This window comes from Halobacterium sp. DL1, assembly GCA_000230955.3.
GTDB lineage: Archaea > Halobacteriota > Halobacteria > Halobacteriales > Halobacteriaceae > Halobacterium.
The window spans coordinates 1,664,019-1,687,507 of sequence record CP007060.1; the positions used below are offsets into that span (position 1 = coordinate 1,664,019).

22 protein-coding genes and 1 tRNA gene are annotated in these 23,489 nt (G+C 67.7%); 11 read left to right on the top strand and 12 right to left on the bottom strand.

From position 1 onward, the window contains the following. Window positions 1-136 precede the first annotated feature (136 nt). Entirely contained in the window at window positions 137-1,405 is a 1,269-nt protein-coding gene (locus tag HALDL1_10325; GenBank protein AHG03954.1) for an FAD-dependent monooxygenase, read from the top strand. 10 nt (window positions 1,406-1,415) lie between these two features. Here HALDL1_10325 and HALDL1_10330 read toward each other — a convergent pair whose 3' ends face one another. After that, window positions 1,416-1,907: a glyoxalase gene (locus HALDL1_10330; GenBank protein AHG03955.1), complete on the bottom strand. Its 492-nt coding sequence runs from the start codon at window positions 1,905-1,907 to the stop codon at window positions 1,416-1,418. 197 nt (window positions 1,908-2,104) lie between these two features. Between HALDL1_10330 and HALDL1_10335 the strand changes: the two genes are divergently transcribed. After that, complete coding sequence (locus HALDL1_10335) at window positions 2,105-2,659, top strand: AsnC family transcriptional regulator (protein ID AHG03956.1); 555 nt, start codon at window positions 2,105-2,107, stop codon at window positions 2,657-2,659. 12 nt (window positions 2,660-2,671) lie between these two features. Here the strand turns inward: HALDL1_10335 and HALDL1_10340 are convergent, their stop codons facing one another. The 3 genes from HALDL1_10340 to HALDL1_10350 all read right to left on the bottom strand — a co-directional run bounded on the left by HALDL1_10340 (window position 2,672) and on the right by HALDL1_10350 (window position 8,481). Next, window positions 2,672-5,713 carry an FAD-dependent oxidoreductase gene (locus HALDL1_10340; protein ID AHG03957.1) on the bottom strand — a complete coding sequence of 1,014 codons (3,042 nt, stop codon included), beginning with the start codon at window positions 5,711-5,713 and terminating at the stop codon, window positions 2,672-2,674. Window positions 5,714-5,821: 108 nt separating this feature from the next. Next, window positions 5,822-7,384 (bottom strand): amidase, encoded by a 1,563-nt coding sequence (locus tag HALDL1_10345; protein AHG03958.1) that lies wholly within the window; start codon window positions 7,382-7,384, stop codon window positions 5,822-5,824. After that, window positions 7,384-8,481 (bottom strand): hypothetical protein, encoded by a 1,098-nt coding sequence (locus tag HALDL1_10350; GenBank protein ID AHG05283.1) that lies wholly within the window; start codon window positions 8,479-8,481, stop codon window positions 7,384-7,386. Before HALDL1_10350 ends, HALDL1_10345 begins: the two co-directional genes overlap by 1 nt. Between HALDL1_10350 and HALDL1_10355 the strand changes: the two genes are divergently transcribed. The 5 genes from HALDL1_10355 to HALDL1_10375 all read left to right on the top strand — a co-directional run bounded on the left by HALDL1_10355 (window position 8,447) and on the right by HALDL1_10375 (window position 14,146). Then, window positions 8,447-8,632: a hypothetical protein gene (locus HALDL1_10355; GenBank protein AHG05284.1), complete on the top strand. Its 186-nt coding sequence runs from the start codon at window positions 8,447-8,449 to the stop codon at window positions 8,630-8,632. The two genes, HALDL1_10350 and HALDL1_10355, sit on opposite strands and share 35 nt — an antisense overlap. 195 nt (window positions 8,633-8,827) lie before the next feature. Further along, on the top strand, window positions 8,828-10,768 hold the full coding sequence (locus HALDL1_10360; protein AHG03959.1) for a 3-hydroxybutyryl-CoA dehydrogenase: 1,941 nt from the start codon (window positions 8,828-8,830) through the stop codon (window positions 10,766-10,768). Continuing rightward, window positions 10,768-11,961, top strand: coding sequence for an acetyl-CoA acetyltransferase (locus HALDL1_10365; GenBank protein AHG03960.1), 1,194 nt, complete (start codon window positions 10,768-10,770; stop codon window positions 11,959-11,961). The genes HALDL1_10360 and HALDL1_10365 overlap by 1 nt, the downstream gene beginning before the upstream one ends. Next, window positions 11,958-12,509: a hypothetical protein gene (locus HALDL1_10370; protein ID AHG03961.1), complete on the top strand. Its 552-nt coding sequence runs from the start codon at window positions 11,958-11,960 to the stop codon at window positions 12,507-12,509. Before HALDL1_10365 ends, HALDL1_10370 begins: the two co-directional genes overlap by 4 nt. Continuing rightward, window positions 12,506-14,146: a long-chain fatty acid--CoA ligase gene (locus HALDL1_10375; protein ID AHG03962.1), complete on the top strand. Its 1,641-nt coding sequence runs from the start codon at window positions 12,506-12,508 to the stop codon at window positions 14,144-14,146. The genes HALDL1_10370 and HALDL1_10375 overlap by 4 nt, the downstream gene beginning before the upstream one ends. 16 nt (window positions 14,147-14,162) lie before the next feature. On the opposite strand, the gene HALDL1_10380 is transcribed toward HALDL1_10375, so the two are convergent. The 5 genes from HALDL1_10380 to HALDL1_10400 form a co-directional block, all read right to left on the bottom strand. After that, on the bottom strand, window positions 14,163-14,690 hold the full coding sequence (locus HALDL1_10380; protein ID AHG03963.1) for an AsnC family transcriptional regulator: 528 nt from the start codon (window positions 14,688-14,690) through the stop codon (window positions 14,163-14,165). A gap of 89 nt (window positions 14,691-14,779) precedes the next feature. After that, window positions 14,780-14,854, bottom strand: a tRNA-Glu gene (locus HALDL1_10385). 115 nt (window positions 14,855-14,969) lie between these two features. Next, window positions 14,970-16,481 (bottom strand): sulfite oxidase, encoded by a 1,512-nt coding sequence (locus HALDL1_10390; GenBank protein AHG03964.1) that lies wholly within the window; start codon window positions 16,479-16,481, stop codon window positions 14,970-14,972. Between the two features lie 4 nt (window positions 16,482-16,485). Next, window positions 16,486-17,349: a hypothetical protein gene (locus HALDL1_10395; protein ID AHG05285.1), complete on the bottom strand. Its 864-nt coding sequence runs from the start codon at window positions 17,347-17,349 to the stop codon at window positions 16,486-16,488. Between the two features lie 143 nt (window positions 17,350-17,492). Further along, window positions 17,493-18,236, bottom strand: coding sequence for a thymidylate synthase (locus tag HALDL1_10400; protein ID AHG03965.1), 744 nt, complete (start codon window positions 18,234-18,236; stop codon window positions 17,493-17,495). 84 nt (window positions 18,237-18,320) lie between these two features. Here HALDL1_10400 and HALDL1_10405 point away from each other — a divergent pair, with 84 nt between their 5' ends. Together HALDL1_10405 and HALDL1_10410 are read left to right on the top strand one after the other, a co-directional pair. Next, window positions 18,321-18,659 (top strand): cupin, encoded by a 339-nt coding sequence (locus tag HALDL1_10405; protein AHG03966.1) that lies wholly within the window; start codon window positions 18,321-18,323, stop codon window positions 18,657-18,659. A 63-nt stretch (window positions 18,660-18,722) separates the two neighbouring features. Further along, a complete protein-coding gene (locus HALDL1_10410; GenBank protein ID AHG03967.1) occupies window positions 18,723-19,298 on the top strand; it encodes a flavoprotein in 576 nt (191 codons plus the stop codon). Here the strand turns inward: HALDL1_10410 and HALDL1_10415 are convergent. Then, on the bottom strand, window positions 19,295-19,561 hold the full coding sequence (locus tag HALDL1_10415; GenBank protein ID AHG03968.1) for a hypothetical protein: 267 nt from the start codon (window positions 19,559-19,561) through the stop codon (window positions 19,295-19,297). The two genes, HALDL1_10410 and HALDL1_10415, sit on opposite strands and share 4 nt — an antisense overlap. Before the next feature lie 90 nt (window positions 19,562-19,651). Between HALDL1_10415 and HALDL1_10420 the strand changes: the two genes are divergently transcribed. Then, a complete protein-coding gene (locus HALDL1_10420) occupies window positions 19,652-20,098 on the top strand; it encodes a hypothetical protein (GenBank protein AHG03969.1) in 447 nt (148 codons plus the stop codon). A gap of 28 nt (window positions 20,099-20,126) precedes the next feature. On the opposite strand, the gene HALDL1_10425 is transcribed toward HALDL1_10420, so the two are convergent. After that, the gene (locus tag HALDL1_10425) at window positions 20,127-20,729 is read right to left on the bottom strand and encodes a superoxide dismutase (protein AHG03970.1); all 603 of its coding nucleotides are present in this window, start codon (window positions 20,727-20,729) and stop codon (window positions 20,127-20,129) included. A 101-nt stretch (window positions 20,730-20,830) separates the two neighbouring features. On the opposite strand from HALDL1_10425, the gene HALDL1_10430 reads away from it, so the two are divergent. Further along, a complete protein-coding gene (locus HALDL1_10430) occupies window positions 20,831-22,042 on the top strand; it encodes an MFS transporter (GenBank protein ID AHG03971.1) in 1,212 nt (403 codons plus the stop codon). 4 nt (window positions 22,043-22,046) lie between these two features. Here the strand turns inward: HALDL1_10430 and HALDL1_10435 are convergent, their stop codons facing one another. Next, window positions 22,047-23,468: an alkaline phosphatase gene (locus HALDL1_10435; GenBank protein AHG03972.1), complete on the bottom strand. Its 1,422-nt coding sequence runs from the start codon at window positions 23,466-23,468 to the stop codon at window positions 22,047-22,049. Between the last annotated feature and the right edge of the window lie 21 nt (window positions 23,469-23,489).

Here is a 23,489-nt window from a genome sequence, read left to right on the forward strand (position 1 = left end):
GGTCTCCCGGCGAACACTCCTCGATTCTCGCTCCGCGCTCGACGCAGCAGTCCTATTGTGACCACCGGAGGGACTGCCGGTCGGCGGTGGATTTATCGTTGTATGCCAACGTCCCACAGTACATGGAGACTGTTCTATGACCGACCGGGTGTACGACTACGCCGGGCCGCCACGGGTCTGCCACGAGGGCCACGTCTACTACGAGACGGACGTGATGCGGGAGCGGTACGACCTCCCGGACGTCGACCAGCGAGAGCAGACGGTGGCGGACGTCGAGGACCGACTGGACGTCGTCGTGTCGGGCGGGTCGATGGGCGGCCTGTTCGCGGCGACGGCGCTCCGGCAGGCGGGCCACGACGTGACCGTCTTCGAGGTGACCGAGCGGGGGAAGATGCAGGAGCGCGGCGCGGGCATCATCGCCCACCCGGAGATGCTCACGTACCTCGAGGAGCAGGGCATCGCCGACTGGGACGAGCTGGCGACCCACACCAACCGGACCCACCACCTCGACGGGGCCGGGAAGCCGGTGGACGTCGAGGGGCACGCGACGTACACGACGTCCTGGGACACCGTCTACCGGAAACTCCGGGACGACCTGCCCGACGGCACCTACCGGATGGGCAAGGAGACGACGGGCGTCGAGCAGCACGACGACGGCGTCACCGTCTCGTTCGCGGACGGCGACCAGGTTGAGGCCGACCTCCTCGTCGTCGGGGAGGGCTACCGGTCGTCGACCCGCGAGCAGTTCGCCCCCGACCGCACGCCGGAGTACTCGGGCTACGTCGCCTACCGCGGGACGCTTCCCGAGTCCGCGGTCCTCCCGGAGTACCCGTCGCTGTTCAGCGACGTATACAACCTCTACCACGCGCCGCGCTCGCAGTTCCTCACCTACCCCGTGCCGGGCCCGAACGGCGAGATGGAGCGCGGGGAGCGCCGCATCAACTGGGTCTGGTACTACCCCTTCGAGGAGGGCGAGGCTCTCGACGACCTGCTCTACGACAACCGCGGCGTCCAGCGCTCGCACTCACTGCCGCCGGGGCTGATGCGCGAGGCGGTCCGCGACCAGCAGATAGAGATCGCCGGGGAGATCCTCCCGCCGCAGATGGAGTGGCTCGTCCGGCAGACCGACGAACCGTTCGTCCAGTGCATCTACGACCTCGCCATCCCGAAGATGGTGTACGATGACGTCTGCATCCTCGGGGACGCCGCGTTCTTCATCCGGCCGCACATGGCCGCGGGCACCGCCCACGCCGCGGCGGACGCGCTCGAACTGGCCGAATCAATCTACACTACCGACGACCTCGACACTGCGCTCGCGGAGTGGGAGCGCGACCAGGTGGAGATGGGGTACCGACTCGTCGAGGAAGCGAGTCGGCGGGGCGACCGCTACACGGGACAGTTCTAGGGCCGGGTCGCTACTCGTTCTCGCGGCCCACCGGCGAGAGGTTGAGCGTCGCGTTCGCGGCGGCACCCGTCTGCGGGATGAGGTCGTCGCGGTTCACCACCTCCTCGACGATGGACTTGTCGACGGCGTCGAAGTCCGGGTAGTCCACCTCGACGAGGTTCCCCTCTGGGTCGTTGACGTACATCTGGGCGCCGCCGTCGGGGAGTTCGTAGACGCTCGCGTTCGAACTCTCGCCCCAGTTCGCGAACAGGCCGTCGGACTTGGCCCGCTGGTAGACACCCTCGAAGTCGTCGACGGTGACCCCGAAGTGGTAGTACGGGACCGGCTCCATGTCGCGTTCGAAGAGGTGAATCTGGCCGGACTCGGCCTGCAGCCACTGCACCGGCACCTCGAACTTCGGCGCCGGAACTCGCTCCAGGCCGAGCACGTCGCAGTAGAACTCCGCGGAGGCCTCCAGGTCCCTGGCAAGCACACTCACGTGGTTGAGACTAGCACGCACCATGGAGAATAGGACGTAAACTGAGGGGATAAGTGTTAATGTGGCTCCAGCCGGGTCTCGGCGCTCCGACCGAAGTGAGGGGGTCTCCGAGGTTCTCGGTCTGCGACACGCAGGCGTCGGGCCGTGGAATCGGTCAGTCGCCGAACCGTGTTGTTCTCGTAACCAGTAGGAATTTAGCGGCTCTCCACGGACTCTCCCCCATGTCATCGTACGGGCCGGACGACGTCGTCTCCCCCCGGAACATCGTCATCCTGAAGTCGCGCGTGGCGAACCCCACCGCGTCCACGCGGGAGCTGAGCGAGATACTGGAGGCCGACTACGGCATCGAACTCTCGCACAACCGCATCAGCGAGATCCTCCGAGAGATGGCCGAGGACGGCCTCTACCGGGAGACGGTTATCCCCGACCAGAGCATCTTCAACCACTACCTCTTCCGGCTCTCCTTTCACTACCCCAACTTCGCTGACCAGTGGGAGGACTGCTACTGGGCGCTCCGGGACGACCCCCACGTGTTGATGTTCTTCAACGCGGACTCGGAGTACCACTGGCAGTTCATCACCCAGTTCCGCACTAACGACCGGATGCAGCGCTGGATTCACGAGTTCTTCAAGGAGTTCGGCGAGTTCATCTCCGGGTTCCACAACACCGTCCTCCACCAGGTCCACAAGTTCCAGACGGACGCCGCGGTGTTCGACGAGATGCTCCGGGAGACGCCGGAGGGACGCGCCTACCTCGCCGAGAACGACTCCGAGTAAGAAGACTCCTCCTCAGTCGTCGAGTGCGGCCGCGAGCATCTCCACGGGCGTCGGGGGGCTCTCGCGGTCCTCCGGGACGATTCCGCTGGCGTCCCGGGCGTCCTCGTCGAGCATGTCCTCGAGTTGCGTCCGGCAGGACGCGCCGGGCGCGACGGCGAGTTCGCCGGGGCTGTCGTCGAGCTGGTCGACGAGGATGTCGCCGATGGCCGTGCTCATAGCATGGTGTTCGGCCTCGTAGCCGAACGAGCCGGCCATCCCGCAGCACGTCGAGTCGACGGGGTCGACGGGGTAGCCCGCGCGGCGCAGCACGCCCACCGCGTGGTGGTCCTTCTTCGAGGCCTTCTGGTGGCAGTGGCCGTGGTAGGACACCCCGACTTCGTGGGCGTCCCACGCAACCTCGCTGTCCAGACCGGACGCGTCGAGGTACTCGCAGACCCCGTACGTGTTCGCGGCGACGGTCTCGGTGGCGTCGCCCGAGAGGAGGTCGAGGTAGTCGACCTGGAACATCACGGCGTCGGAGGGTTCGACGAGCACCACGTCCCAACCGTCCCGCACCTGCGGAGCGAGGTCGGCAACGTTCGCCGCGGCGGTGTCCCGCGCCCTGTCGAGGAACCCCTTCGAGTGGGCGGGGCGACCGCTGTCCGTGCGGTCGGCGAGCGCGACGTGGACGCCAGCGGCCTCGAGGACCCGGACGGCCGCCTTCCCGATCTCGGGGTGGCTGTAGTTCGTGTACGTGTCCGGGAAGAAGACGACCCGGTGTTCGGCGTCCGCGGCGTCGACGCGAGCGCCGCCGCGCGCGTCGAACCAGTCCTGGAGCGTCTCGCTCTCGAACGTCGGCAGCGTCCGTTCGCGGGCGATACCGACCGTCTTCTCCATGAGTGCTCGCGCGCCCGGCAGGTCGGGGAGGCGGTTCGCGACGGGCGCCGTCGCGCTCCCGAACTTCGCGAGCGTGTCCACGTTCGCGAACAGTTTGTCACGGAGGCTGGCGCCCTCGCGCTGGTGGCGCTCGTGGACGACTTCGGCCTTCAGTTTCGCCATGTCGACCTCGCTCGGGCAGTCACGCGCACAGCCCTTGCAGCCGATACAGAGGTCGAGCACCTCGTCGACGAACTCGTCGTCCGTGGGGTCGTCGGGCAGGTCGCCGCTCATCGACTGGCGAAGCATGTTCGCGCGACCCCGCGTGGACGTAATCTCCTCCTCGGAGGCCCGGTACGTCGGGCACATCACGCCGCCGCCCGTGTCCTGGCTGGTGCGACAGCCGCCACAGCCGTGGCAGAGTTCGACCATCCCCTCGAAGCCGTTCTCGTTGGGCCAGTTGAGTTCGGGGTCGAGGCCCGCGTCGAACTCGTACTCGGGGTCGAAGCGGAGGTTCTCCGTCATCGAGACGTCGCCACAGACCTGGCCGGGGTTGAGCAGCCAGTCCGGGTCGAAGGCCGTCTTCAGGTCGCGGAACGCGCCCCAGAGGTCGTCGCCGTACAGTTTCCGGTTCCACTGGGTGCGCGCGCGTCCGTCGCCGTGTTCGCCGGAGACGCTCCCACCGAACTCGACGACCATGTCGGTGACGCGGTCGGCGATGTCCTCCATCGCCGCGAGGCCTGGTTCGGTCTTCATGTTCACCAGCGGGCGTACGTGGAGGACGCCGGGGCCGGCGTGGGCGTAGAACGACGCGAACGTGTCGTTGTCGTCGAGGATCTCGTGGAACCGCGTGACGAACTCGGGGAGGTGTTCGGGCGGGATGGCGCAGTCTTCGATGAACGAGAAGTGCTTGGCGTCGCTCGTCCGGCCGAGCAGGATGGGGAGCCCGGACTTCCGGAGTTTCCAGTAGGTCGCGCGCTCCTCGTCGTCGTGGGCCTCCAGCGCGTCGAAGGCGAAGCGGTCTTCGTCCCCGCTTCCGTCGCGAACGCGGTCGGCGACGAGGTTGGCGGTCTTCTCGCGGCCGTCCGCGTCGTCCTCGGCGTAGAACTCCACGAGCAGCGCGGCCCGCGTCTCCTCGGGCAGCAGGTCGACCACGTCGGAGAACTCCGCCGTCTCGCTGGCGAGGTCGATGAGCGTGTCGTCGATGAGTTCGACCGCGGCGGGGTCGTGTTCGAGGACGTGCTGGACGTCCGTGACTGCGTCCACGACGCTCTCGTAGGTCAGCAGCGTCACCGACTTCGTCTCCGGGATGGGTTCCAGGGAGACAGTGGCCTCCGTGACGACGGCGAGGGTCCCCTCGCTGCCCGCGAGCAGACGCGCGAGGTTGACGGTGCCGTCCCGGGACTCGTCGACGAGTCGGTCGAGGTTGTAGCCGGAGACGTTCCGCTTCAGGTCCGGGAACCGGGCGTCGACCTCGTCGGCGTGCTGGTCGAGGATGTCGAGGACGCCCGCGTAGATGCGCGGGAGGAGGGCCTCGGCGTCAGCGTCGGCCTCCTCGCGCAGGGTCTCGATCTCCATCTCGCCGAAGGTCGTGACGGTCCCGTCCGCGAGCACCACCTCGCACTCCTCGACGTAGGCGTCCGTCTTCCCGTACTTCAGGGAGTGCGCGCCCGTGGAGTTGTTCCCGATTGCGCCGCCGACGGCGCTCCGGTTGCCGGCCGCCGGGTCCGGCGCGAACTTCAGGTCGTGCGGTTCGAGCAACTGGTTGAGTTCCGCGAGCACGGCGCCGGCCTGCGTGGTCGCCTCGCACTCGTCTGGGCGGACGTCGACGACGTCGTTCATGTACCGCATGAAGTCGAGGACGACCGCCTCGTTGACCGCCTGGCCGGCGAGACTCGTGCCGCCGCCGCGGGGCAGGACGGGTATCTCCCGCTCCGCGCAGTAGGAGACGACGGACGCGACGTCCGCTGTCCCCGTCGGGAAGACGACGCCAATGGGCGTCACCTCGTACGCCGACGCGTCCGTCGCGTACATCTGACGGGTGTACGTGTCGAAGCGGACGTCGCCGTCCACACGTTCGTCCAGCGCTTCGACCAGCTCCGGTCGCTCGACGTCCTCGCCCACGTAGTCGTAATCCGACCGGTCGTCCGCCGCCGGGAGGTCCGCGTCCCGGGGCCCACCGTGCTCGTTAGAAGCCATCTATTGCCACGGGGTAGGTGGGTCAGCCTCCTTGGCCTTTCGGATGCGGGGAAAGTTCGACGGTAGCTAGCTCCCGCGTCGCTGACCGACAAAAAGCGCCAGACCGGGCTACTCGCGCTGCTCCCAGTCGGTGGCGTCCTCGAACGCCGCGGCGAGCGTGAACAGCGTCGACTCGTCGCCGTGCGCGCCGACCAGCATCATGCCGACGGGCAAACCGTCGGGTTTCGCACACGGCACCGAGATGGCGGGGTGGCCGGTGAGGTTGAACATGCAGGTGTTCGCGATGGTCGCCACCTCGCGTCGGAGCGACTCGACGCGCCCCATCTCGGGGGCTTTCTCGAACGCGCGGACGACGGTGGTGGGCAACAGGAGCGCGTCGTAGTCCGCGAGGACGTCGTCGTAGTCGCGCTCGGCCGCCATCGCGACGCTCCGCGCCTTGGCGTACGGTTCGACGCCGTGCTCGGACTCCAGGAACGCGGCCGCGAACAGCGACCGCTTGACAGTCGGCGGCAGGTCGCGGGCCCGGGCGCGCCGGAAGGAGTCCATCGATCGCGCGAGTTGCGGCCACGACCACCCGTCGTGGTTCGTGCCGACGCTCCCTTCCCGGAGGAGTCGCGCGCCGCCCTGGGTGGCGATGGCGCCCCACGCGGCCATCGACTGGCGGTGTCGCGGCACGCTCACGCTGTCCACGGTGACGCCGGCATCCTCGAACACGTCGGTCGCACTTCGCACCGCCTCGTCGACGGCGGCCTCGGAGAACTCCCAGCCGAACCCCTCGTCCAACACTCCGACCGAGAGCCCGCCCGCGCTCTCCGCGGTCGCTCCGACGTAGTCGTCGGCTCCCACGCCAGTCGGCTGCCGCTCGTCCAGTCGGACGCCCTGGGCGGTGTCCTCACCGGCGATGACTTCCAGCGTCTTCGCGACGATGTCCACGGACGTCCCCATCGGCCCGACGTGGTCGATGCTCCGCTCGAGCGGGACGACGCCGGTGTACGGGACGAGGCCGTGGGTCGGTTTGATGCCGACCAGCCCGCACCACGAACTCGGAATCCTGACCGACCCCGCCTGGTCGGTGCCGAGGGCGACGTCACAGTCGCCGTTTGCGGGCGCCGCGCCTGACCCACTCGACGACCCGCCCGCGAGGTGGTCCGCGGAGTGCGGGTTCGTCACCGGCCCGTAGTCGCTCGTGTCGCCGGTCCCCGACCACGCGAAGCTCTCCATGTTTAGCTTCCCGGCGACGTCCGCGCCGGCGTCGCGGAGCCGGTGAACCACCGTCGCGTCGATGGTCGGGACGAACCCCTCCATCACCGAAGACCCGAGTGTCAGTTCCACGCCCGCGAGCGCGATGGAGTCCTTCAGGCCGACGGAAACACCGGCGAGCGGCCCGTCATCGGCCCCCGAAACGTCCGTGAACCGGAGCCACGCGTTCAGCGGGTCCTCGTCCTCGTCCGGCCGGCGCCCGCCGCTCCTGCCCGCGAAGTCGTCGGGTTCCAGCCCTGGGTCGAACGGCGAGGCGTGTCGAATCGGGTCCGAGCCGCTGACGGCGTCGCCGACGAGCGCCTCGTAATCTTCGGCTTCGGCGTCGCTCAACGGGATGCCAAGGTCGGTAGCGTACGACGCTATCTCGTCCCGGGTCGGCGCCCCGAACGCCGACTCGTCGCTCCGCGGCACTACCGCTCACCCCACGGCTGGAGCGGGTACTGGAGCTCCATCGACGCGGGGTGGTCGGTCTGCGGGGAGACGAGTCGCTGCTGGCCCTCCCACCACTGGCCCGTCGGTACCGTGATCTCGCCCTCCCGGGGACGGCCCACGTCGTCGAAGCCGAACGACCCGGTGACCGTCTCGAACGTCTCCTCCTGGAGGACCCCCTGGACGTCGGCCGGGTCAGTGGAATCCGCGCCCAGCAATGCCTGTTCGGCGACCTGCGTGAGGTTGTACGACGCGCCGACCATCACCGGCGGGTACTCGTCGCCGGTGTCGTACTCGGTCCGGAAGTTCTCGTAGAGCGCCTCGTTGCCGTTCCCCGTCATTCCCGGCACCCAGCCGGGACACATGCAAACGCCGCGGCCGCGCTCGCCGAGCGCCGACCACCACGCGAACGGGTCGGCGGCGCGCACGAACTGGATGAACTTCGGTGTGTAGCCCGACGAGGCCATCTGCTGGATGGCCGTGATGCCGCCCGGGGGCGTCGGGTTCGACAGCAGGATGTCGGCCTCGCTGTCCGCCGTCTGCGAGATGAGTGAGGAGAAGTCGTCGGTTCCGATGCTGTACGTCTCCCTGAAGACGATGTCGTACCCCGCACTGGAGAGGGTGTTCTCCCACGTGTTCGCCATCTCCGCACCCCACCCGGAGTTGGGCTCCCAAATGGCGACCCGCGAGGAGTCGTCGGGCACCTGCTCGAGCGCGTTACGCGTCCCGCGGACGACGTCGCGGCTGTGCGGGAACGGGATGAACGTCCAGTCGGCGTTCGTCTCGACGCGGTTCTTCTCGTAGGACGCCGCGATGGCGAGGAACGGTAGCTCCTGGCTCTCGGCGAACGCCGACCCCGCCGGCACGAGGAGGCTGGAGAAGCTCCCCCAGAGCATGTCGACGTCGTTGTTGCTCGTGATCTGCTGGAGCTGCTGGCGGACGACCTCCGGGTCGCTCTCGTCGTTCTCGACGACCAGATTGACCTCCCGGCCGTCGATGCCGCCGCCCTCGTTCATCCGCTGGACGCCGAGTTCGTAGCCCCGCTTGAGGTCCTCGCCGAGCGACGAGAACGAGTTCAACACCGTCATCGGCGACTTCGGCTTCGACGAGCACGGAATGCCCGAGCAGGGGCAGCTCTCCGCCGCGAGCGCGCAGTGGTGGGAGGGCGAGCAGCGACTCGTCTACCCGCAGACGGAGAACGCCGCCGAACTCAAGTTCCCGCTCGAGTAACGAGTAGACGCGAACCGTTGGCGTAGCCACCAGGACCTGTTCCGTTCGATTCGGTCACCGCGCCACCCCAGCGGAAACGACGACGGACCGCTCCGACAGCCACCGTCGATTTTAATCAGTAGTTAAGCAAACGAGGGTGTTTTGCAAACAGAGTAACCGACAGTTTAAGTATCGCGGTTAACTATATTCTACACGATGGTAGAACGTGACATAGAGACCGTGACCTTGCTCGGTGCGGGGAGCATGGGCCACGGCATCGCCGAAATCGCCGCTATCGCTGGCTACGAGGTGGTGCTTCGGGACCTCGAGATGGAGCTCGTCGAGGACGGACTCGAACAGGTCGAGTGGAGCCTCGGCAAACTCGAGGAGAAGGGGAAGATAGACGAATCGGCCGACGACGTACGCGCCCGGATGCACGGCGAGACGGACCTCGCGACGGCCGTCGCGGACGCGGACCTCGTCGTCGAGGCGATTCCGGAGAACCTCGACCTGAAGAAACAGACGTTCGCCGAGGTCGACGAACACGCGCCCGACCACGCGATTCTGGCGTCGAATACGTCCGGACTCAGCATCACCGCCATCGGCGCGGCCACGAACCGCCCAGAGCAGGTGGTGGGGACGCACTTCTTCAATCCGCCAGTGAAGATGGACCTCGTGGAGGTCGTCCACGGCGAGCAAACCAGCGACGCGACCCTCGAGACCGTCCACGAGTTCGTCGACGACCTGGGAAAGCGCGCCATCGACGTCAAACGCGACGTCCACGGCTTCATCGTGAACAACGTGATGCTGCCGTTCATGGAGGAGGCCGCGTGGATGCTCGCCGACGGCGACGCCACGGTCCAGCAGGCCGACGCCGCGATGGTGTACAAGCGCGGCTACCCGATGGGGCCGTTCGAACTCGCCGACTACACGGGCATCGACATCGCCTACCACTTCCGCGAGGACACCGACCTCGACTCGCCGCCGACCATCGCCGAGAAGGTCGAGAACGAGAACCTCGGGAAGAAGACGGGACAGGGCTTCTACGACTGGGAGGCCGATGGGCCAAACTATGAACCCGGTGACGGCGACGGCTTCGACACGCTTCGCGTCGAGGCCCGCATGGTCAACGAGGCCGCGCGACTCGTCGGCGGCGACGTGGCGACGCCCGACGACATTGACCTCGGGAGCCGCCTCGGCGCTCGGTTCCCGGAGGGCGTCTGCCGCCTCGGCGACCAGATCGGTCTCGATTCGGTCCTCGAGAAGCTCAGTTCGCTCCACGAGGAGACAGGCGCGGCCCGGTTCGAACCGGCCGACTATCTCGTCGAAATGGTCGAGGACGGGCGGACGGGCGTCGACGCGGGCGAGGGCTTCCACGACTACCACGGCGACGGGCCCTACCAGTACATCAACAAGACCCTCGATGACCGCGGCGTCCTCGAGATAGAGTTCGACCGGCCGGAGCGCCTGAACGCCTTCTCCGAGACGATGTTCGGGGAGGTCGAGGCCGCCCTCGAGAACGCCGACACCGACGAGGTGTCGTGTGTCGTCTTCTCGGGCGCCGGCGACGACGCGTTCAGTTCCGGCGCGGACATCACGGGCTTCATGACCGCGTCGCCGACCGAGCTGATGGACGTCGACGAGACCATCGTCGCCATCGACGAGTTCGAGCGGCCGACGGTCGCGGCCATCGACGGCTTCTGCCTGGGCGCGGGCTTCGAAATCGCGCTCGCCTGCGACCTCCGGGTTGCGACCGAGGACTCGACGTTCGGCTCCCCGGAGATAAACCTGGGACTCATCCCGGGCGGCGGCGGCACCCAGCGCCTCACCCGCATCGTCGGGGAGGGCCGCGCGAAGGAACTCGTCTTCCGCGGGGAGCAGATTCCCGCCGAGCGAGCCCAGGACTGGGGGCTCGTCAACCGCGCTGTTCCGGACGAAGAGTTCGACGACACGGTCGCGGAGTTCGTCGACGACCTCGCGAACGGCCCGTCGACGGCGCTGAAGGTCGCCAAGCGCGTCATCGACGACGGCCAGGACACGAGTCTGAAGGCCGGCCTCGACGCGGAGAGCCAGGGCTTCGGCCTGCTCACGACGACCGACGACATGGTCGAGGGCGTGACGGCGTTCAGAGACGACCGCGAACCGGAGTTCGAGTGATGCCCCGGAACGCAGCAATCGTCGGCGGCGGACACGCGGACTGGGGCAAGCGGGCGGCCACGTGGAAAGACCTCGCCCAGGAGGCGGGGAAGGCAACCTTCGACGACGTCGACGGCCTCGGCCCCGACGACGTCGAGGGGCTGTTCCTCGGCGCGGTCCAGCCCGAGCGCTTCGCGTTCCAGAGCCACGTCGCGCCGCTCGCGGCGGAACTGCTCGGCGTCGACGTGACGAAGATGATAGCGCGGACGGAGCTCGCGTGCGCGAGCGGGCAGGCCGCGCTGCGGTACGCGTGGCTCGCCATCGCCGCGGGCCAGCTAGACGTCGCGCTCGTGCTCGGCGTCGAGAAGATGAACCTCGGCGACGACTACGTCGCGGAGACGCAAGCGAGCATGACGAACGTGCTCGACCGAGAGTTCGACGGCGTGAACGGCCTCAACGCGCCGTCGTTCTTCTCGATGTTCGCCCAGCGGCACATGCACGAGTACGGAACGACCCGCGAGCAGCTCGCGAAGGTCAGCGTGAAGAACAAGAACCACGCCGCGAACAACCCGTACGCGCAGTTCCAGCAGGAGGTCGACGTCGACGACGTCCTCGACTCCTACCCAATCGCGCCGCCGCTGTGCCTGCTCGACTGCAGCGGCATCACGGACGGCGCCGCCGGCCTCCTGCTCGTCAGTGAGGAGAAGGCCCGCGAACTCACGGACACCGCGGCCTACGTCACGGGCAGCGGCCAGTCCTGCATGGCGGCCAACTCCATCAACAACCTCCCGTCGTTCTCGGCGTGGCCCCAGGCCACCCAGGCCGCCGAGGAGGCCTACGACCAGGCCGGCATCGAGGACCCCGTGAAGGAACTCGACGTCGCGGAGATACACGACTGCTTCTCCATCAGCGAGATCATCGAGTACGAGGACCTCGGCTGGGTGGAGAAGGGCGAGGGCGGCCAGTTCATCGAGGACGGCCGCAGCGAACTCGACGGCGACATCGCCGTCAACCCGCGGGGCGGCCTGCTGGGCTGTGGCCACCCGCTCGGCGCGACCGGCGTCTCCCAGGCGCTCGAAGTGTACAAGCAGTTCACGGGCGAAGTCGAGTCCGCACGACAGGTGCCGGACAGCCCGGAGACGGGGCTCATCCACAACCTCAGCGGGAGCGGCTCCGTCCACAGCGTCATGACGCTCGCGAGGGACCCACAATGACCGACACGCACGACCAGGCGGACGCGCGACCGGACGGCGGTGAGCCATCTGAGGACGCCGACGAATCCGCGCGTCGCACCATCTCGATTCCCGACAGCATCGAACTGCCGCGCCTGCTGGACTTCTACGACCTGCAGGACGCCGACCACACACGCATCCACGAGTTCTACGACCGCCTCCGAGAGGGGTCGCTTTCTACCACCCAGTGTGAGGACTGCGGCGAACTCCACTTCCCGCCGCGGGTCGTCTGCCCGGAGTGCACGAGCGACGACCTCGACTACGTCTCGCTCCCGCACGAGGGGACGCTGTTCGCGTTCTCGACGGTGCGCGGGAGCGGGCCGCTCGGGATGACCGACGACGTGCCGTTCGTGACGGGCGTCGTGGAACTCGACGGCGTCGACCTCCGACTGTCGGCCCGCATCGACGGCGCTGAGTACGACGACCTCGCCATCGGCGACCCGGTGGAACTCGAAGTCGTGGACATCGACGGTCCCACCGACCAGCACCGGGTGTTTTACCGGTTCCGCCCCCGGGGTGAGACAGCATGACGATGGACTACGACCTGACGATCACGAAGTTCCTGGAGCGCGCGAACGACCTCTTCGACCACAAGGAGATCGTCACCGCGCTCCCCGACGGCAGCACGCACCGGTACACGTACGGCGACGCCTACGAGCGAATCAGCCAGCTCGCCCACGCACTCGACGACTACGGGATGGATCCCGGCGATCGCTCGGGCGTGATGGCGGTCAACCACTTCCGCCACTACGAGCTCTACTTCGGGCCGTCGTGCAGCGCGCGCAGCATCCACATGGTGAACCACCGGCTCCCCGAACACCACCTCGTCGAGATTATCAACGAGGCCGAAGACCGGTTGATGTTCGTCGACCCGCAGTTCGTCGACACCCTCGAACCCATCGCGGACGAACTCGAGACGGTCGAGCAGTACGTCGTGCTCGGCGACGAGGACGACGTCCCGGACACCTCCCTCGAACCGGTGACGGACTACGAGTCGTTCATCGCGGGCTACGACACCGACTACGACTGGCCCGAGATGGACGAGGAACGCGAGAGCGCGCTCTGCTACACCTCCGGAACGACGGGGTTACCGAAGGGCGTCCAGTACACCCACCGCGGCCAGTTCCTCCACACGATGATGCACAGCCACGTCGACGTCTTCGCGGTCAGCGAGTCCGACGTGGTGATGCCCGTGGTGCCGATGTTCCACGTCAACGGCTGGGGGTTCCCCTACACGACGACGTTCACGGGCGCGAAGATCGTGCTGCCCGGCCAGCACACCGACCCCGATGACCTCATTCCCATCATCCAGGACGAGGACGTGACCATCGCGGCCGCCGTCCCCACTGTGTGGATGGAGGTCGACCGCATCATCGAGGAATCCGACGACATGGGCCCGGAGGTCCTCGAGAGCCTCCAGGATGTCCTCATCGGCGGGAGCTCCCCACCCGAATCGCTCATCCGGAAGTACGACGAGGTGTACGAGGCGCCCATCGGGCAGGGCTACGGGATGACCGAGGCGTCCCCCCACCTCGCGAACACGCTGATGACGACCGAGGTGAAACAGCTCTCGGAGTCCGAACAGGACCGCCTCCGCATGAAGGCAGGCGTTCCGGCGCCGGGCGTGAAGATTCGGCTCCGTGACGAGGACGACGAAGACGTGCCCCACGACGGGGAGAGCCCGGGCGAGGTCCAGGCGCGAGCGCCGTGGCTCGCCGGCGAGTACTACGAGCGCCCCGACGCCACCGAGGCCTCCTTCAGCGACGACGGCTGGTTCTGCAGCGGCGACGTCGCGACGCTCGACGAGTACGGCTACCTCGACGTCGTCGACCGACTCGACGACGTGATCAAGAGCGGCGGCGAGTGGATCTCCTCCATCGAACTGGAGAACGCCCTCATCGGGCACGACGGCGTCGAGGAGGCGACCGTCATCGGCGTCCCCCACGAGAAGTGGCAGGAACGCCCCGTTGCGTACGTCGTCACGGCCGACGGCGTGACCGTCGACGACCTGCGCGAGTACCTCCTCGAGCAGTTCCCGAAGTGGTGGCTGCCGGACCGCTTCGAGTTCGTCGACAAAGTGCCGAAGACGACCACCGGGAAGTTCGACAAGAAGGTGCTCGTCGAGCAGTTCGAGTCCGAGCACGGGTCGCTGCCCGTCGAGGACTGACGGCGACCGCCGTCCGCTAGAACTTCCGGTTGTTCTCCGGGTCGAGGTTGTCGAACAGCTCGGGACTCGCGCCGAACTCCAGGACGTTCGTCATCACGGAGGTACGGACGTTCAGCACCGTCTTCCCGTGGTTCTTGTAGAACTCGTGGAGCCACCGCTCGCCGTGTTCCCGCGTCGGGAACAGCATGATGGTCTTCCACTGGTACTCGCCGTCAGAGAGGAAGTAGAGGAGGGTATGCTCGTCGTCGCGGATGTGCTCCATCGTCCCCCGCCACTCCTCGGCGAAGTACTCGGGGTTGAACTTGAACTCGAACAGCTCGAAGACGAAGTACTCCTCGTTCGGGACGATGGCCTCCCGGAAGACGCCCGCCTCGCGCATGTTCCGGATGGACTCGTTGACGGTGACGTAGGAGACGTCGATGTCGTAGTCGGCCGCCAGAATCTCCGAGAGGTCCCGTGAGGAGACGCTGGGGTCCTTCGCGAGTTCGCGGAGAATGTAGATGTCCCGCTCCTTGAACTCGTGGGCCGGTCTGTCGTTCGCCATGACGCTTCGTTGCCGAGTAGGCGTGTTAAGCGTCGTGATTCCTTGGCGATCCCCAGCAGTATCGTCCCGGGGTACGTTCCGCAGAAGAGTGCTCCGTCAGGGATTTGAACCCTAGTCCTTGCCGTGAGAGGGCAAGATGATTGGCCGGACTACACCAACGGAGCGCGACACTCCTCCGTAGCCTGGGTGTACAAATAACGGTTTCGTCTCGCCGCCCGTGTGCCACGGTCTGACGGGTCGGAGCGGCGGGGGGGACGGGCTTGCGACGGGGGACCCAACTCAGGGGTCGACGGACTTCGACACCCACCCGGAGGCCCCGCTCGGGTACGGCGACTCCTCCTCGCGTGGCTGGAGCGTGCCGGTGCCGTCGGTGGCGCGGACGACGACCTCGTGGGAGCGCTCCGGTGGGTCGTACTCGTAGGCCCACTGGCGCCAGACGTCCTCGCCGGGCAGCGGTCCCGAGAGGCGCGCGTCCGCCCACGAGTCGCCGCCATCGGTCGACACCTCGACGCGCTCGATACCGCGCGTCCCGGCGTAGGCGTGGCCGGCCACCTGCTTGCGGCCGTCCTCGAGGTCGTTCTCGACGTGGAGTTTGGCGACAGTGTTCACCGGCCCGGTCCCGTGCCAGCCGCGCTCCTCCCAGTAGCCGTCCTCCTCGGTCTCCAGGATCTCGATCTCCGTGAGCCACTTGACGTTGATCTCGCCCCAGTGCCCGGGAATCAGGGCGCGCGCCGGGTAGCCGTGCCCGCGGGGGAGCGCCTCGCCGTTCATGCCGAATGCGAGGAAGCCGTCCTCAAGGGCGGACAGCGGGAACTCCTCGTAGAACCCGTCCGCCGCGCGCAGCATCACGCAACAGCCCTCGGTGGGTACCGCGGGTTCGACGAGGTCCATAATCGGCACGCCCTGCCAGAGCGCGTTGTCGAGTTTCCGGCCGTTGAGCCCCTCGCCGACGCAGCGCAGGGAGACGAACTGGTTCTCGGCGTCCATCGACGTCACGTCGTCGTACGTGTACGTCCGCTCCTCCTCGACAGCGCCGGTGACCGACAGCTCCCAGGAGTCGGCGCTCCGGTCCGGGTTCACCGAGTTGATGTCGACCTCGTAGAAGCTGTCGCTGACCAGGGGCTCCAGCCCCGCCACGTCGAGGGACTGTGTCTCGGCCGTACCGAGCAGGCTCTCGGTCTCGGATTCGAGGCTGCGGTCCACCTCGAGCGGTGCCACGGTGGTGTCGGAGTCGCGGCCCGACCCGAGGAGGAAGCCGGCCAGCGTGACCGTGACCGCACTCGCCACGCCGCCGAGGATGCGGCGCCTGTCCGCGGCGACGTCCGGCGTCCGGCCGTCCGCCGAGAGCGTCGTCGCAGCGATCACCACGCTGACGGCTGCGCCGGTCGCAAAGGCGGGGAGGAGGGCGCCAGTGAGGACGACGGACAGCAGCCCAGTCGAAGCGGCGCCGACCACCGGGGCGACGACCCGCGACCGGGCGCGCCGGCCGGCGGCCAGTCCGACGGAGGCGGCGAGCGTCAGCAGGAACCAAGCGAGGGCGAGCGCCGCCACCAGGTTGAGCGTCTCGCCGAGATCGCCGAGGACGAGAATCGCGAACCTGACGACCGCCGCGGGCATCTCGCGACTCAGCAGGCTGGCGATGGGTCCGGCGACGAACGAGGGGGTGAACCCCGCGACGGCGTACGAGGCGGCGAGCCCAGCGAGCCCCGCGAACAGGGAGACGATCACCGTGGCTGCGCCCGGGAGGCGGCGGGCCGCGGCGCGACGGACGCTGAGAGGCTGTTCGGTCACAGGCTCAGGCCTCCATCGAGTCGACCGTAACGGTGACCTCGAGGACGTCACCGGTCGCGGGGTAGTCGAACCCGTCGTCGACGGACATGACGTTGCGGACGGTGGCGTCCTCGCTCGGTCCGGAGTCGGCCTCCATCTGCCGCGGGGCCTGGTCGCCCCCGGTTCCCGGCTCCTGGTTCTGCTCGGTGCCCGCGTCCCAGAGCGTGAACTGGTCGGTCACGTCGCCCGTGACCGGTTCACCGTCCTCGTACAGCGGGACGCCGTCCGTCCCGGGGGCGTAGAACAGGTCGTTCGACTGGACGAACATCGTCGCCAGCGAGAGGCGCTTACCCGCGGCCGCTTCGACGGTGAACTCGTAGGACTCGCCTGGACCGATGGGCGCGGGTTCGTCGGCGTCTTTCGGCACGGCCACCGAGTCGACCGTCGCGTCACTCGTCTCCATCGAGACTTCCTCGACGAGTGCGGTCGGCGACCCGTCCTCGGCGAGCCGTTCCAGTCCCGTGCTGGCGGCCGCTCCGGGCGCGAACAGCGGGTTGTCGCCCTCGTGGACGGCGTAGGCCGCGGGAGAGAGCGGGACGGCTTTGCCGCCGTCCATCGTCTGGAGGGTCGACCTGTCGGAGACGTTCCGGACGCAGACGGTGAGCATCGTGGACATCATCTCGTCCTCCGTGGTGTCGTCCATGTCGTCACCGTCGTTCATCCCCTCTTCGGTCGTAGTCATGCCATCCTCCGTCGTCGTCATCATTTCCCCGGTCGTCGTGTCGTCGCTGCCACCGCGGTCCACGATATCCGTGCACCCGGCCAGGGCCGCGACGCCGAGGGTCGTTGCGCCAGTGACGAACCGCCGTCGGGTCGTGTCGTCTGACATCTCGTTCGTACCGTGGACGTATCACTGAATAGTGATTTCTCAAACTCCGGACGAACTCCCACTCGGCTCTCTGCAGACTCTCTCTAGAGTTCGACCGAGTTCGCCCGGGCTGTTCCGAGAATTGGTGGCTGGGCGTCTCGCTGTCAGGGCGCGAGCCGGTTCTTGCGGTGTTTCATCTCCGACTCGTAGTAGTCGAACGTGTGCGGACACCACTCCGCGGCGATGTCGAGTAGCTCCTCGGTGAGCTCCCGGATCTCCCACTGGGCGTCGGCGGCCGCGCGCATGTCCGCGACGTGCATCAGCGAGCGCGGGTTGAGCGTGACGACGACGTTCACCTCCGTGCCGATGGGGAGGACGAACCGGGCGTCCTCGGGGGGCATGCCCAGGTCGAGCAGTTCCTGGTACTCCTCGACCGACCGCCTGACCGAGGAGCGGAAGACCGCTTCGCGCTTCTCGATGGTGTCGTCGTCGACGTCGCTGTTCTTCTGGTTGCGGCCGACCCAGTCGGGGTCGATGGCCGACGGCGGCGTGACGACCATCTCGCCGTCCTCGACGTCCGCCGGGTCGACGTCGTCGAACGCGACGTAGCGCATCGACTGGACGTCGAAGCTGGCGTGGCGGTGGCGGGTGAGCTGTGCCATGCAGGACCGGCTCATCCCCTCGATGGCGAACGTCGCGCTCGGGTGTTCGAACGGGCCGTAGTGGCCGCGCTTGAGGAGCTTCGCGAGGAAGTTTGCCGTCTGTTCGTCGATGGTGTCGCCCTCGACGCCGGCCATCGCCTCGTCGAAGGACTCGTCACCGACCCAGTCGCTCTTGTAGTCGTTTCGTGCCCCCCGGCAGATGAGTTCCTCCGGGTTGTCGGTTGCTTCGAGGAGGCGCACTCGCATACTGCCGATGAGTGTCCGCCGCGTCACCAAAAACGCTCCGACCCTGCCGCCAACCCGAAGTGGGACTGGCAGGTACTAGCACACATGCCGTACCAGAAGCAGAACCTCGCGGACGCCGAATCGTTGCTCCCAGACGACGCGCGAGCGGAGATGTTCCAACTGAAGGACGCCCTGGGTACCGACGAGGTGGCGTTCACCGTCTACGCCATGGAGCCCGGTTCGGAGGGGATGGCCCACGACCACTCGGCCGACGACCAGGAGGAGGTGTACTACGTCGTCACCGGCGGCGTGGACATCGACTTCGGCACGGAGACGGTGCCACTGGAGGAGCGCGAGGCCATCCGCATCGACCCGGACGAGGAGCGCCAGATCCGGAACCGGGACCACTACTCGGAGCTCGTGCTCGTTGGGGCGCCGCGATAGGTCGCGGCCGTCCCCGCCGAAATCGGCCAGAAACGTCTAAGTCGCGGCCGTCGTAGCGAGGGCATGGTCACGAATCTCTCCGCGGGCGTCGACGCGTTCACGAGCAACGCGTTCCTCGTTCCCGGCGAGCGGCCCGTCCTCGTCGACACCGGCGCGAACTACGACGTCGTCTCCCGCATCCGGAGACACGTGAGTGACCTCGACGCCGTCGTCGTCACGCACCCCCACCCGGACCACGTCGGCAACGTGGAGGTCGTGAAGAACACCTTCGACGTGGACGCGTGGGGCTTCGACGCGGACGACGACTGCGTCGACCACGAACTCGCGGACGGCGACAGAGTGACCTTCGGCGACCACGAGTACGAGGTGCTCCACACCCCCGGCCACGAGCCACACCACCTCTGTTTCTACTCGGCGGACGCGGGCGTGCTGTTCTCCGCTGACCTCGTCTTCCAGAACGGGAGTTTCGGGCGCACGGACCTCCCCGGCGGCGACCGGCGGACGCTCTGGGAGAGTATCGACCGCGTCCGCGACACGGTCGACCAGAACCTCCGGGAGATGCATCCGGGCCACGGGCCGAGCGTCACCGAGGACGCCTACGCCGAACTCGAACTCGCCGCGCGGGCGGCCCAGTTCTAGGTGTCGACGCCGTAGAAGCCCGGTTCGTCGTCGTCGCGTGGTTCGGCGACGACCAGGTCCTCACTGTGGAACATCACCCACGGGATCGCCCAGTCGAGCAGCACGTTCTCGACGTCCTGGCCGATGTCCTCGTCGGCGTCGAGGTCCTGCAGGAGACGCGCAATCTCGTACACCGTGTACAGTTTGTCCTCGTCAAGCAGTTCCGCGGGCGTGTAGAAGTCACAGGGGTACAGCGAGTCGAACTCGTCCTTCGGGACTGGCATACGGCTACTGCGAGCGGTGTGAGCAAAAAGTCCCCGATGGTGGGCGAACGTTTTTACGAGCGTCAACCAATTCACGAGCAAGGGGATTGCATGACAGGCAACGACACACAACCCTCGTCGGACCGCAACGAGGCCAAGTCGGCGCTCGTCTCCACGCTCCAGGCCGAACTCGGCGAGAATCTCAGGGACGTCTGGGTGCTCGACGAACGTACACAGGAGTCGCTGTACCTCAGGGCCGACGTAGCCGAACGCGTCTCCGACATCGACGTCGAGAAGTTCCTCGACAACGAGCGGTACGGTTTCGTCACCCGCCAGACGTACAACCTCCTCCACTACTCCGACTTCCGGTACACCCACCGGGGATTCGACACGTGGGAGCTGTTCCGCACGTTCGTCGGCGACGAGACGCAGGTCGGCGTCGTCGTCGGCGTGGACTCTGACGGCACGAACTACGACTTCGGCGCGCTGACCGACGCTATCTGGGAACTCGGCGAGACGTACGGCGCTGACGCGCTCGCACCTGTGGCTACGGAGTGACGCGAAAGAAAACGGGAGGTCGGCGCGGCTACTCGTGGTTCGAGACCGTCTTCTGGTAGTTCTCGGCGACGTCGTCCCAGTCGACGACCTCGAAGAAGGCGTCGATGAAGTCGCCGCGCTTCGGGCCGTAGTCGTAGTAGTAGGAGTGCTCCCAGACGTCCAGCGCCAGAATCGGGTGCGAACCCCAGAGCGCGCCCTGGTCGTGCTTGTCTACGGCCAGGTTGCGCAGCTGCTTGGACACCGGGTCGTAGACGAGGAGCGCCCAGCCACCAGCGGCCGAGGCCGCGGCCTTGAACTCGCCCTTCCAGCCCTCGTAAGAGCCGAAGTCCTCCTCGATACGGTCGGCGAGTTCACCGGACGGCTCGCCGCCGCCGTTCTCGCTCATGTTCTCCCAGAACATCGTGTGGAGGTAGTGGCCACTGCCGTTGTGGGTGACGCTGCCCAGCGCGCCGGCCGTGGAGCCGTACTCTCCGGACTCGCGGTTCTCCGCGAGCGTCCCCTCGGCGGCGTTCAGGCCGTTGACGTACCCCTGGTGGTGGGTGTCGTGATGCCACGTGAGCACCTGTTCGCTGATGTGAGGTTCGAGCGCGTCGTAGTCGTATGGAAGCGGCGGAAGTTCGTGCTGACTCATTGTGCTATCACCAGGGTGTACAACACGACGTATCGTGTTAAATCTTGGTGGGGTTCACGACAACGACTACCACGAGAGAACCGGCAAGAGCCGCCGTCTGCGTGTGGTTTGGAAGGGTAGCAATTGACATACGAAGAGATGACTCGTGCATGAAATCGTGGCGTAGTGTCGGGCTCGTGACCGGCTGGCAGCTCACCGCGAGCCTCGCGTTCTACGCCATCTTCGCGGCGACGGCGTTCGTCCGCGACACGTTCGGCGTCTCTCGGGCGATGACGGGCGTCGCCATCACCGCCATCATGTTCGGGTACACCGCGTTGTTGTTCGGTGCGGGCGCGGCCGTCGACGGCTACGGCGAACACCCGGTGATGGTCGTCGGCCTGCTCGGGATGGCCGTCGGCGCGGTGGGCGTCGCGTACGCCACGACGTTCCCGCTCCTGCTCGTCGCGCTCGTCGTACTCGGACTCGCCTACGCCAGCGCGATGCCGGCGACGAACCGCGCTATCGTCGTCGCCGCGCCGAAGGGGCGCCGCAACCTCGCGATGAACGTCAAGCAGGTCGGCGTCACCGCGGGTTCGGGACTCGGCGCGGTGCTCATCACGGGCATCGCGGCGACCCAGTTCGGCTGGCGCGGCGGCTTCCTCGTCGTCGCGGCCATCGCCGTCGCTGTCGCCGGCGCGTTCGCGCTCGGCTACGAGGGGACGACGGGGTCGGAGACGCTCTCGCTGCCGGACGTCCGGGGGCTGCTCGACGACCGCGCGTACCGCGGCCTCGTCACCGCCGGGTTCTTCCTCGGCGCAGCAGTGTTCACGACCACTGGGTACGTCGTCCTCCACCTCACTGAATCCGTCCGCGTCGCCGCCGGGTTCGCGGGCGCGGTGCTCGCGGGCGTGCAGGTCACCGGGAGCGCGGGTCGGCTGGTCGGCGGTGAACTCGCCGACCGCATCCGCGGGCCGCCGGTCCGCGGCCCTGCGCTCGTGTTGACCGCACAGGCCGCGCTCTCGGCCGTCTGCTTCCTCGGCATCGTCGTCGCGGACGCGCCGCTGGCGGCCGCCGCTGCCTTCCCGCTGCTCGGACTCTTCATCCTCGGGTTCCCGGGCGTCTACTACGCGACCATGACCGCCATCGTCGACGACGACGAGGTCGGTGCGGCGACCGCCGGCGGCCAGACCGCGCTCAACCTCGGTGGGCTGGCCGCACCGCCGCTGTTCGGACTCGTTGTCGACCTCCAGGGCTACGACGCGGCGTGGACGCTCGTCGCCGGCGTGACCGTCGTCGCGGCCGTCGTCCTGTGGACGCAGGTGACGCGGACCTGAGGAGTTAATCGCGGCGCTGGAGGACGTCGCTGCCCGCCGGTACCCGGTACCTGGTCAGAAGCTCGCGAGAGGCGTCCCCCGCGGGCACGGACTTGGGCACAGCGTAGGCCGTGTAGGTCGCTTCCTCGGGGGTGAACTCGACGGTCGCGTACCCCCAGTGGTGGCTGTCGAAGAACGACACGTGGGGGTTCTCCTGGCGGGCGGCCCGCCCGAGCAACGCCGCCGCCAGGTCGCTGGTGGGTAGGTCAAGCGTCTCCTGGAGGTTCGCGCTCGACACCGCTGGCACCACGAACTCCACGCCGACCGGCTCCGAGGCGTCGTCGTAGGTCGGGTGGAGGTGGCCCACGGCGCAAGAGTGCAGGTCGCCGGTGAGCGCGACCGCGTTCTCCGTAGCCGCGAGGTCGCGGGCGACAGACGCACGCTCCTCCTCGTAGCCCGCCCACGAGTCCGCGCTGTACGCCGCCGCGCCGCGCACGTCGACGTCGAGGTCCATGTGGACGATTTCGTTCGCCCACGCGGTCCAGGTCGCCTCCGAGCTGCCGACCTCGTCGGCGAACCACGACCGCTGGCGCTCGCCGAGAACGGTTGGCGTGCCCCCCGGCCCACTCGGCTGGTCGGCGAGCGAAGTCGCGAGCGGCGTCGGCAGTTCGCTCTGGGGTGGCGCGGACCGGAACAGGCGCTCGTCGGTCACCACGAGGTCGAGGAGGTCGCCGAACTGGAACGACCGGTAGAGCCCCAGAGAATCCACCACGTCGGCGTCCGGGTCGTATCGAACCCGTGCGGGCGTGTACTCCCACCAGGCCCTGATGCCGGCTGCGAACAGCGACCGCATGAACGCGTCGTCGTCGTTTCGTGGGTGTGCGTCGTCGCCGGCGTACGGCCGGCCGTCCCGGTAGCTGTAGAACCGGTCGTTGACGATCTCGTGGTCGTCCCACGTGGTGATGGCGGTGTGCGCGGCGAGTGCGGCCTGGAGCGCGCGGTCTGTGCGGTACGTGCGGTGGAGGTGGCGGAAGTCCGAGAGCCCGCTCGCGACCGCGTTCCCGCTCGGCAGGTTGATGTCGCGGCCGGCGTACTCCGAGGGCCCACCGTGCTCGTAGACGAAGTCGCCGAGGTGGAGGAGGAAGTCCACGTCGTCGTCGGCGACGTGGCGGTACGCGCCGTAGTAGCCGTTGCGGTAGTCCTGGCACGTGCAGAGCGCGAAGGAGACGCTGTCCGGCGACGAGCCCGGTTCCGGCAGTGTCCGCAGGCGGCCGGCCGGCGAGACGCGGCCGTCGTGCTCGAACCGGTACCAGTACGTCCGGTTCGCGTCCAGTCGGCCGTCGAGGTCGGCTTTCACGGTGTAGTCGCGGTCCGCGCCCGTAGTGCCGGCGTCGTAGAAGCCGATGGGGAACTGGAAATCCTCGTCCCGGGCGACCGTCAGCGACACCGAATCGCCGTCGCTGTGAGC

What these genes read in the sequence shown, in the direction of transcription:
- HALDL1_10410 (AHG03967.1), top strand. Translation starts at nt 18,723, where the DNA reads ATGGTCACGAATCTCTCCGCGGGCGTCGACGCGTTCACGAGCAACGCG.
- HALDL1_10325 (AHG03954.1), top strand. Translation starts at nt 137, where the DNA reads ATGACCGACCGGGTGTACGACTACGCCGGGCCGCCACGGGTCTGCCAC.
- HALDL1_10375 (AHG03962.1), top strand. Translation starts at nt 12,506, where the DNA reads ATGACGATGGACTACGACCTGACGATCACGAAGTTCCTGGAGCGCGCG.
- HALDL1_10370 (AHG03961.1), top strand. Translation starts at nt 11,958, where the DNA reads ATGACCGACACGCACGACCAGGCGGACGCGCGACCGGACGGCGGTGAG.
- HALDL1_10335 (AHG03956.1), top strand. Translation starts at nt 2,105, where the DNA reads ATGTCATCGTACGGGCCGGACGACGTCGTCTCCCCCCGGAACATCGTC.
- HALDL1_10415 (AHG03968.1), bottom strand. Translation starts at nt 19,561, where the DNA reads ATGCCAGTCCCGAAGGACGAGTTCGACTCGCTGTACCCCTGTGACTTC.
- HALDL1_10395 (AHG05285.1), bottom strand. Translation starts at nt 17,349, where the DNA reads ATGTCAGACGACACGACCCGACGGCGGTTCGTCACTGGCGCAACGACC.
- HALDL1_10420 (AHG03969.1), top strand. Translation starts at nt 19,652, where the DNA reads ATGACAGGCAACGACACACAACCCTCGTCGGACCGCAACGAGGCCAAG.
- HALDL1_10365 (AHG03960.1), top strand. Translation starts at nt 10,768, where the DNA reads ATGCCCCGGAACGCAGCAATCGTCGGCGGCGGACACGCGGACTGGGGC.
- HALDL1_10360 (AHG03959.1), top strand. Translation starts at nt 8,828, where the DNA reads ATGGTAGAACGTGACATAGAGACCGTGACCTTGCTCGGTGCGGGGAGC.
- HALDL1_10400 (AHG03965.1), bottom strand. Translation starts at nt 18,236, where the DNA reads ATGCGAGTGCGCCTCCTCGAAGCAACCGACAACCCGGAGGAACTCATC.
- HALDL1_10405 (AHG03966.1), top strand. Translation starts at nt 18,321, where the DNA reads ATGCCGTACCAGAAGCAGAACCTCGCGGACGCCGAATCGTTGCTCCCA.
- HALDL1_10380 (AHG03963.1), bottom strand. Translation starts at nt 14,690, where the DNA reads ATGGCGAACGACAGACCGGCCCACGAGTTCAAGGAGCGGGACATCTAC.
- HALDL1_10425 (AHG03970.1), bottom strand. Translation starts at nt 20,729, where the DNA reads ATGAGTCAGCACGAACTTCCGCCGCTTCCATACGACTACGACGCGCTC.
- HALDL1_10330 (AHG03955.1), bottom strand. Translation starts at nt 1,907, where the DNA reads ATGGTGCGTGCTAGTCTCAACCACGTGAGTGTGCTTGCCAGGGACCTG.
- HALDL1_10340 (AHG03957.1), bottom strand. Translation starts at nt 5,713, where the DNA reads ATGGCTTCTAACGAGCACGGTGGGCCCCGGGACGCGGACCTCCCGGCG.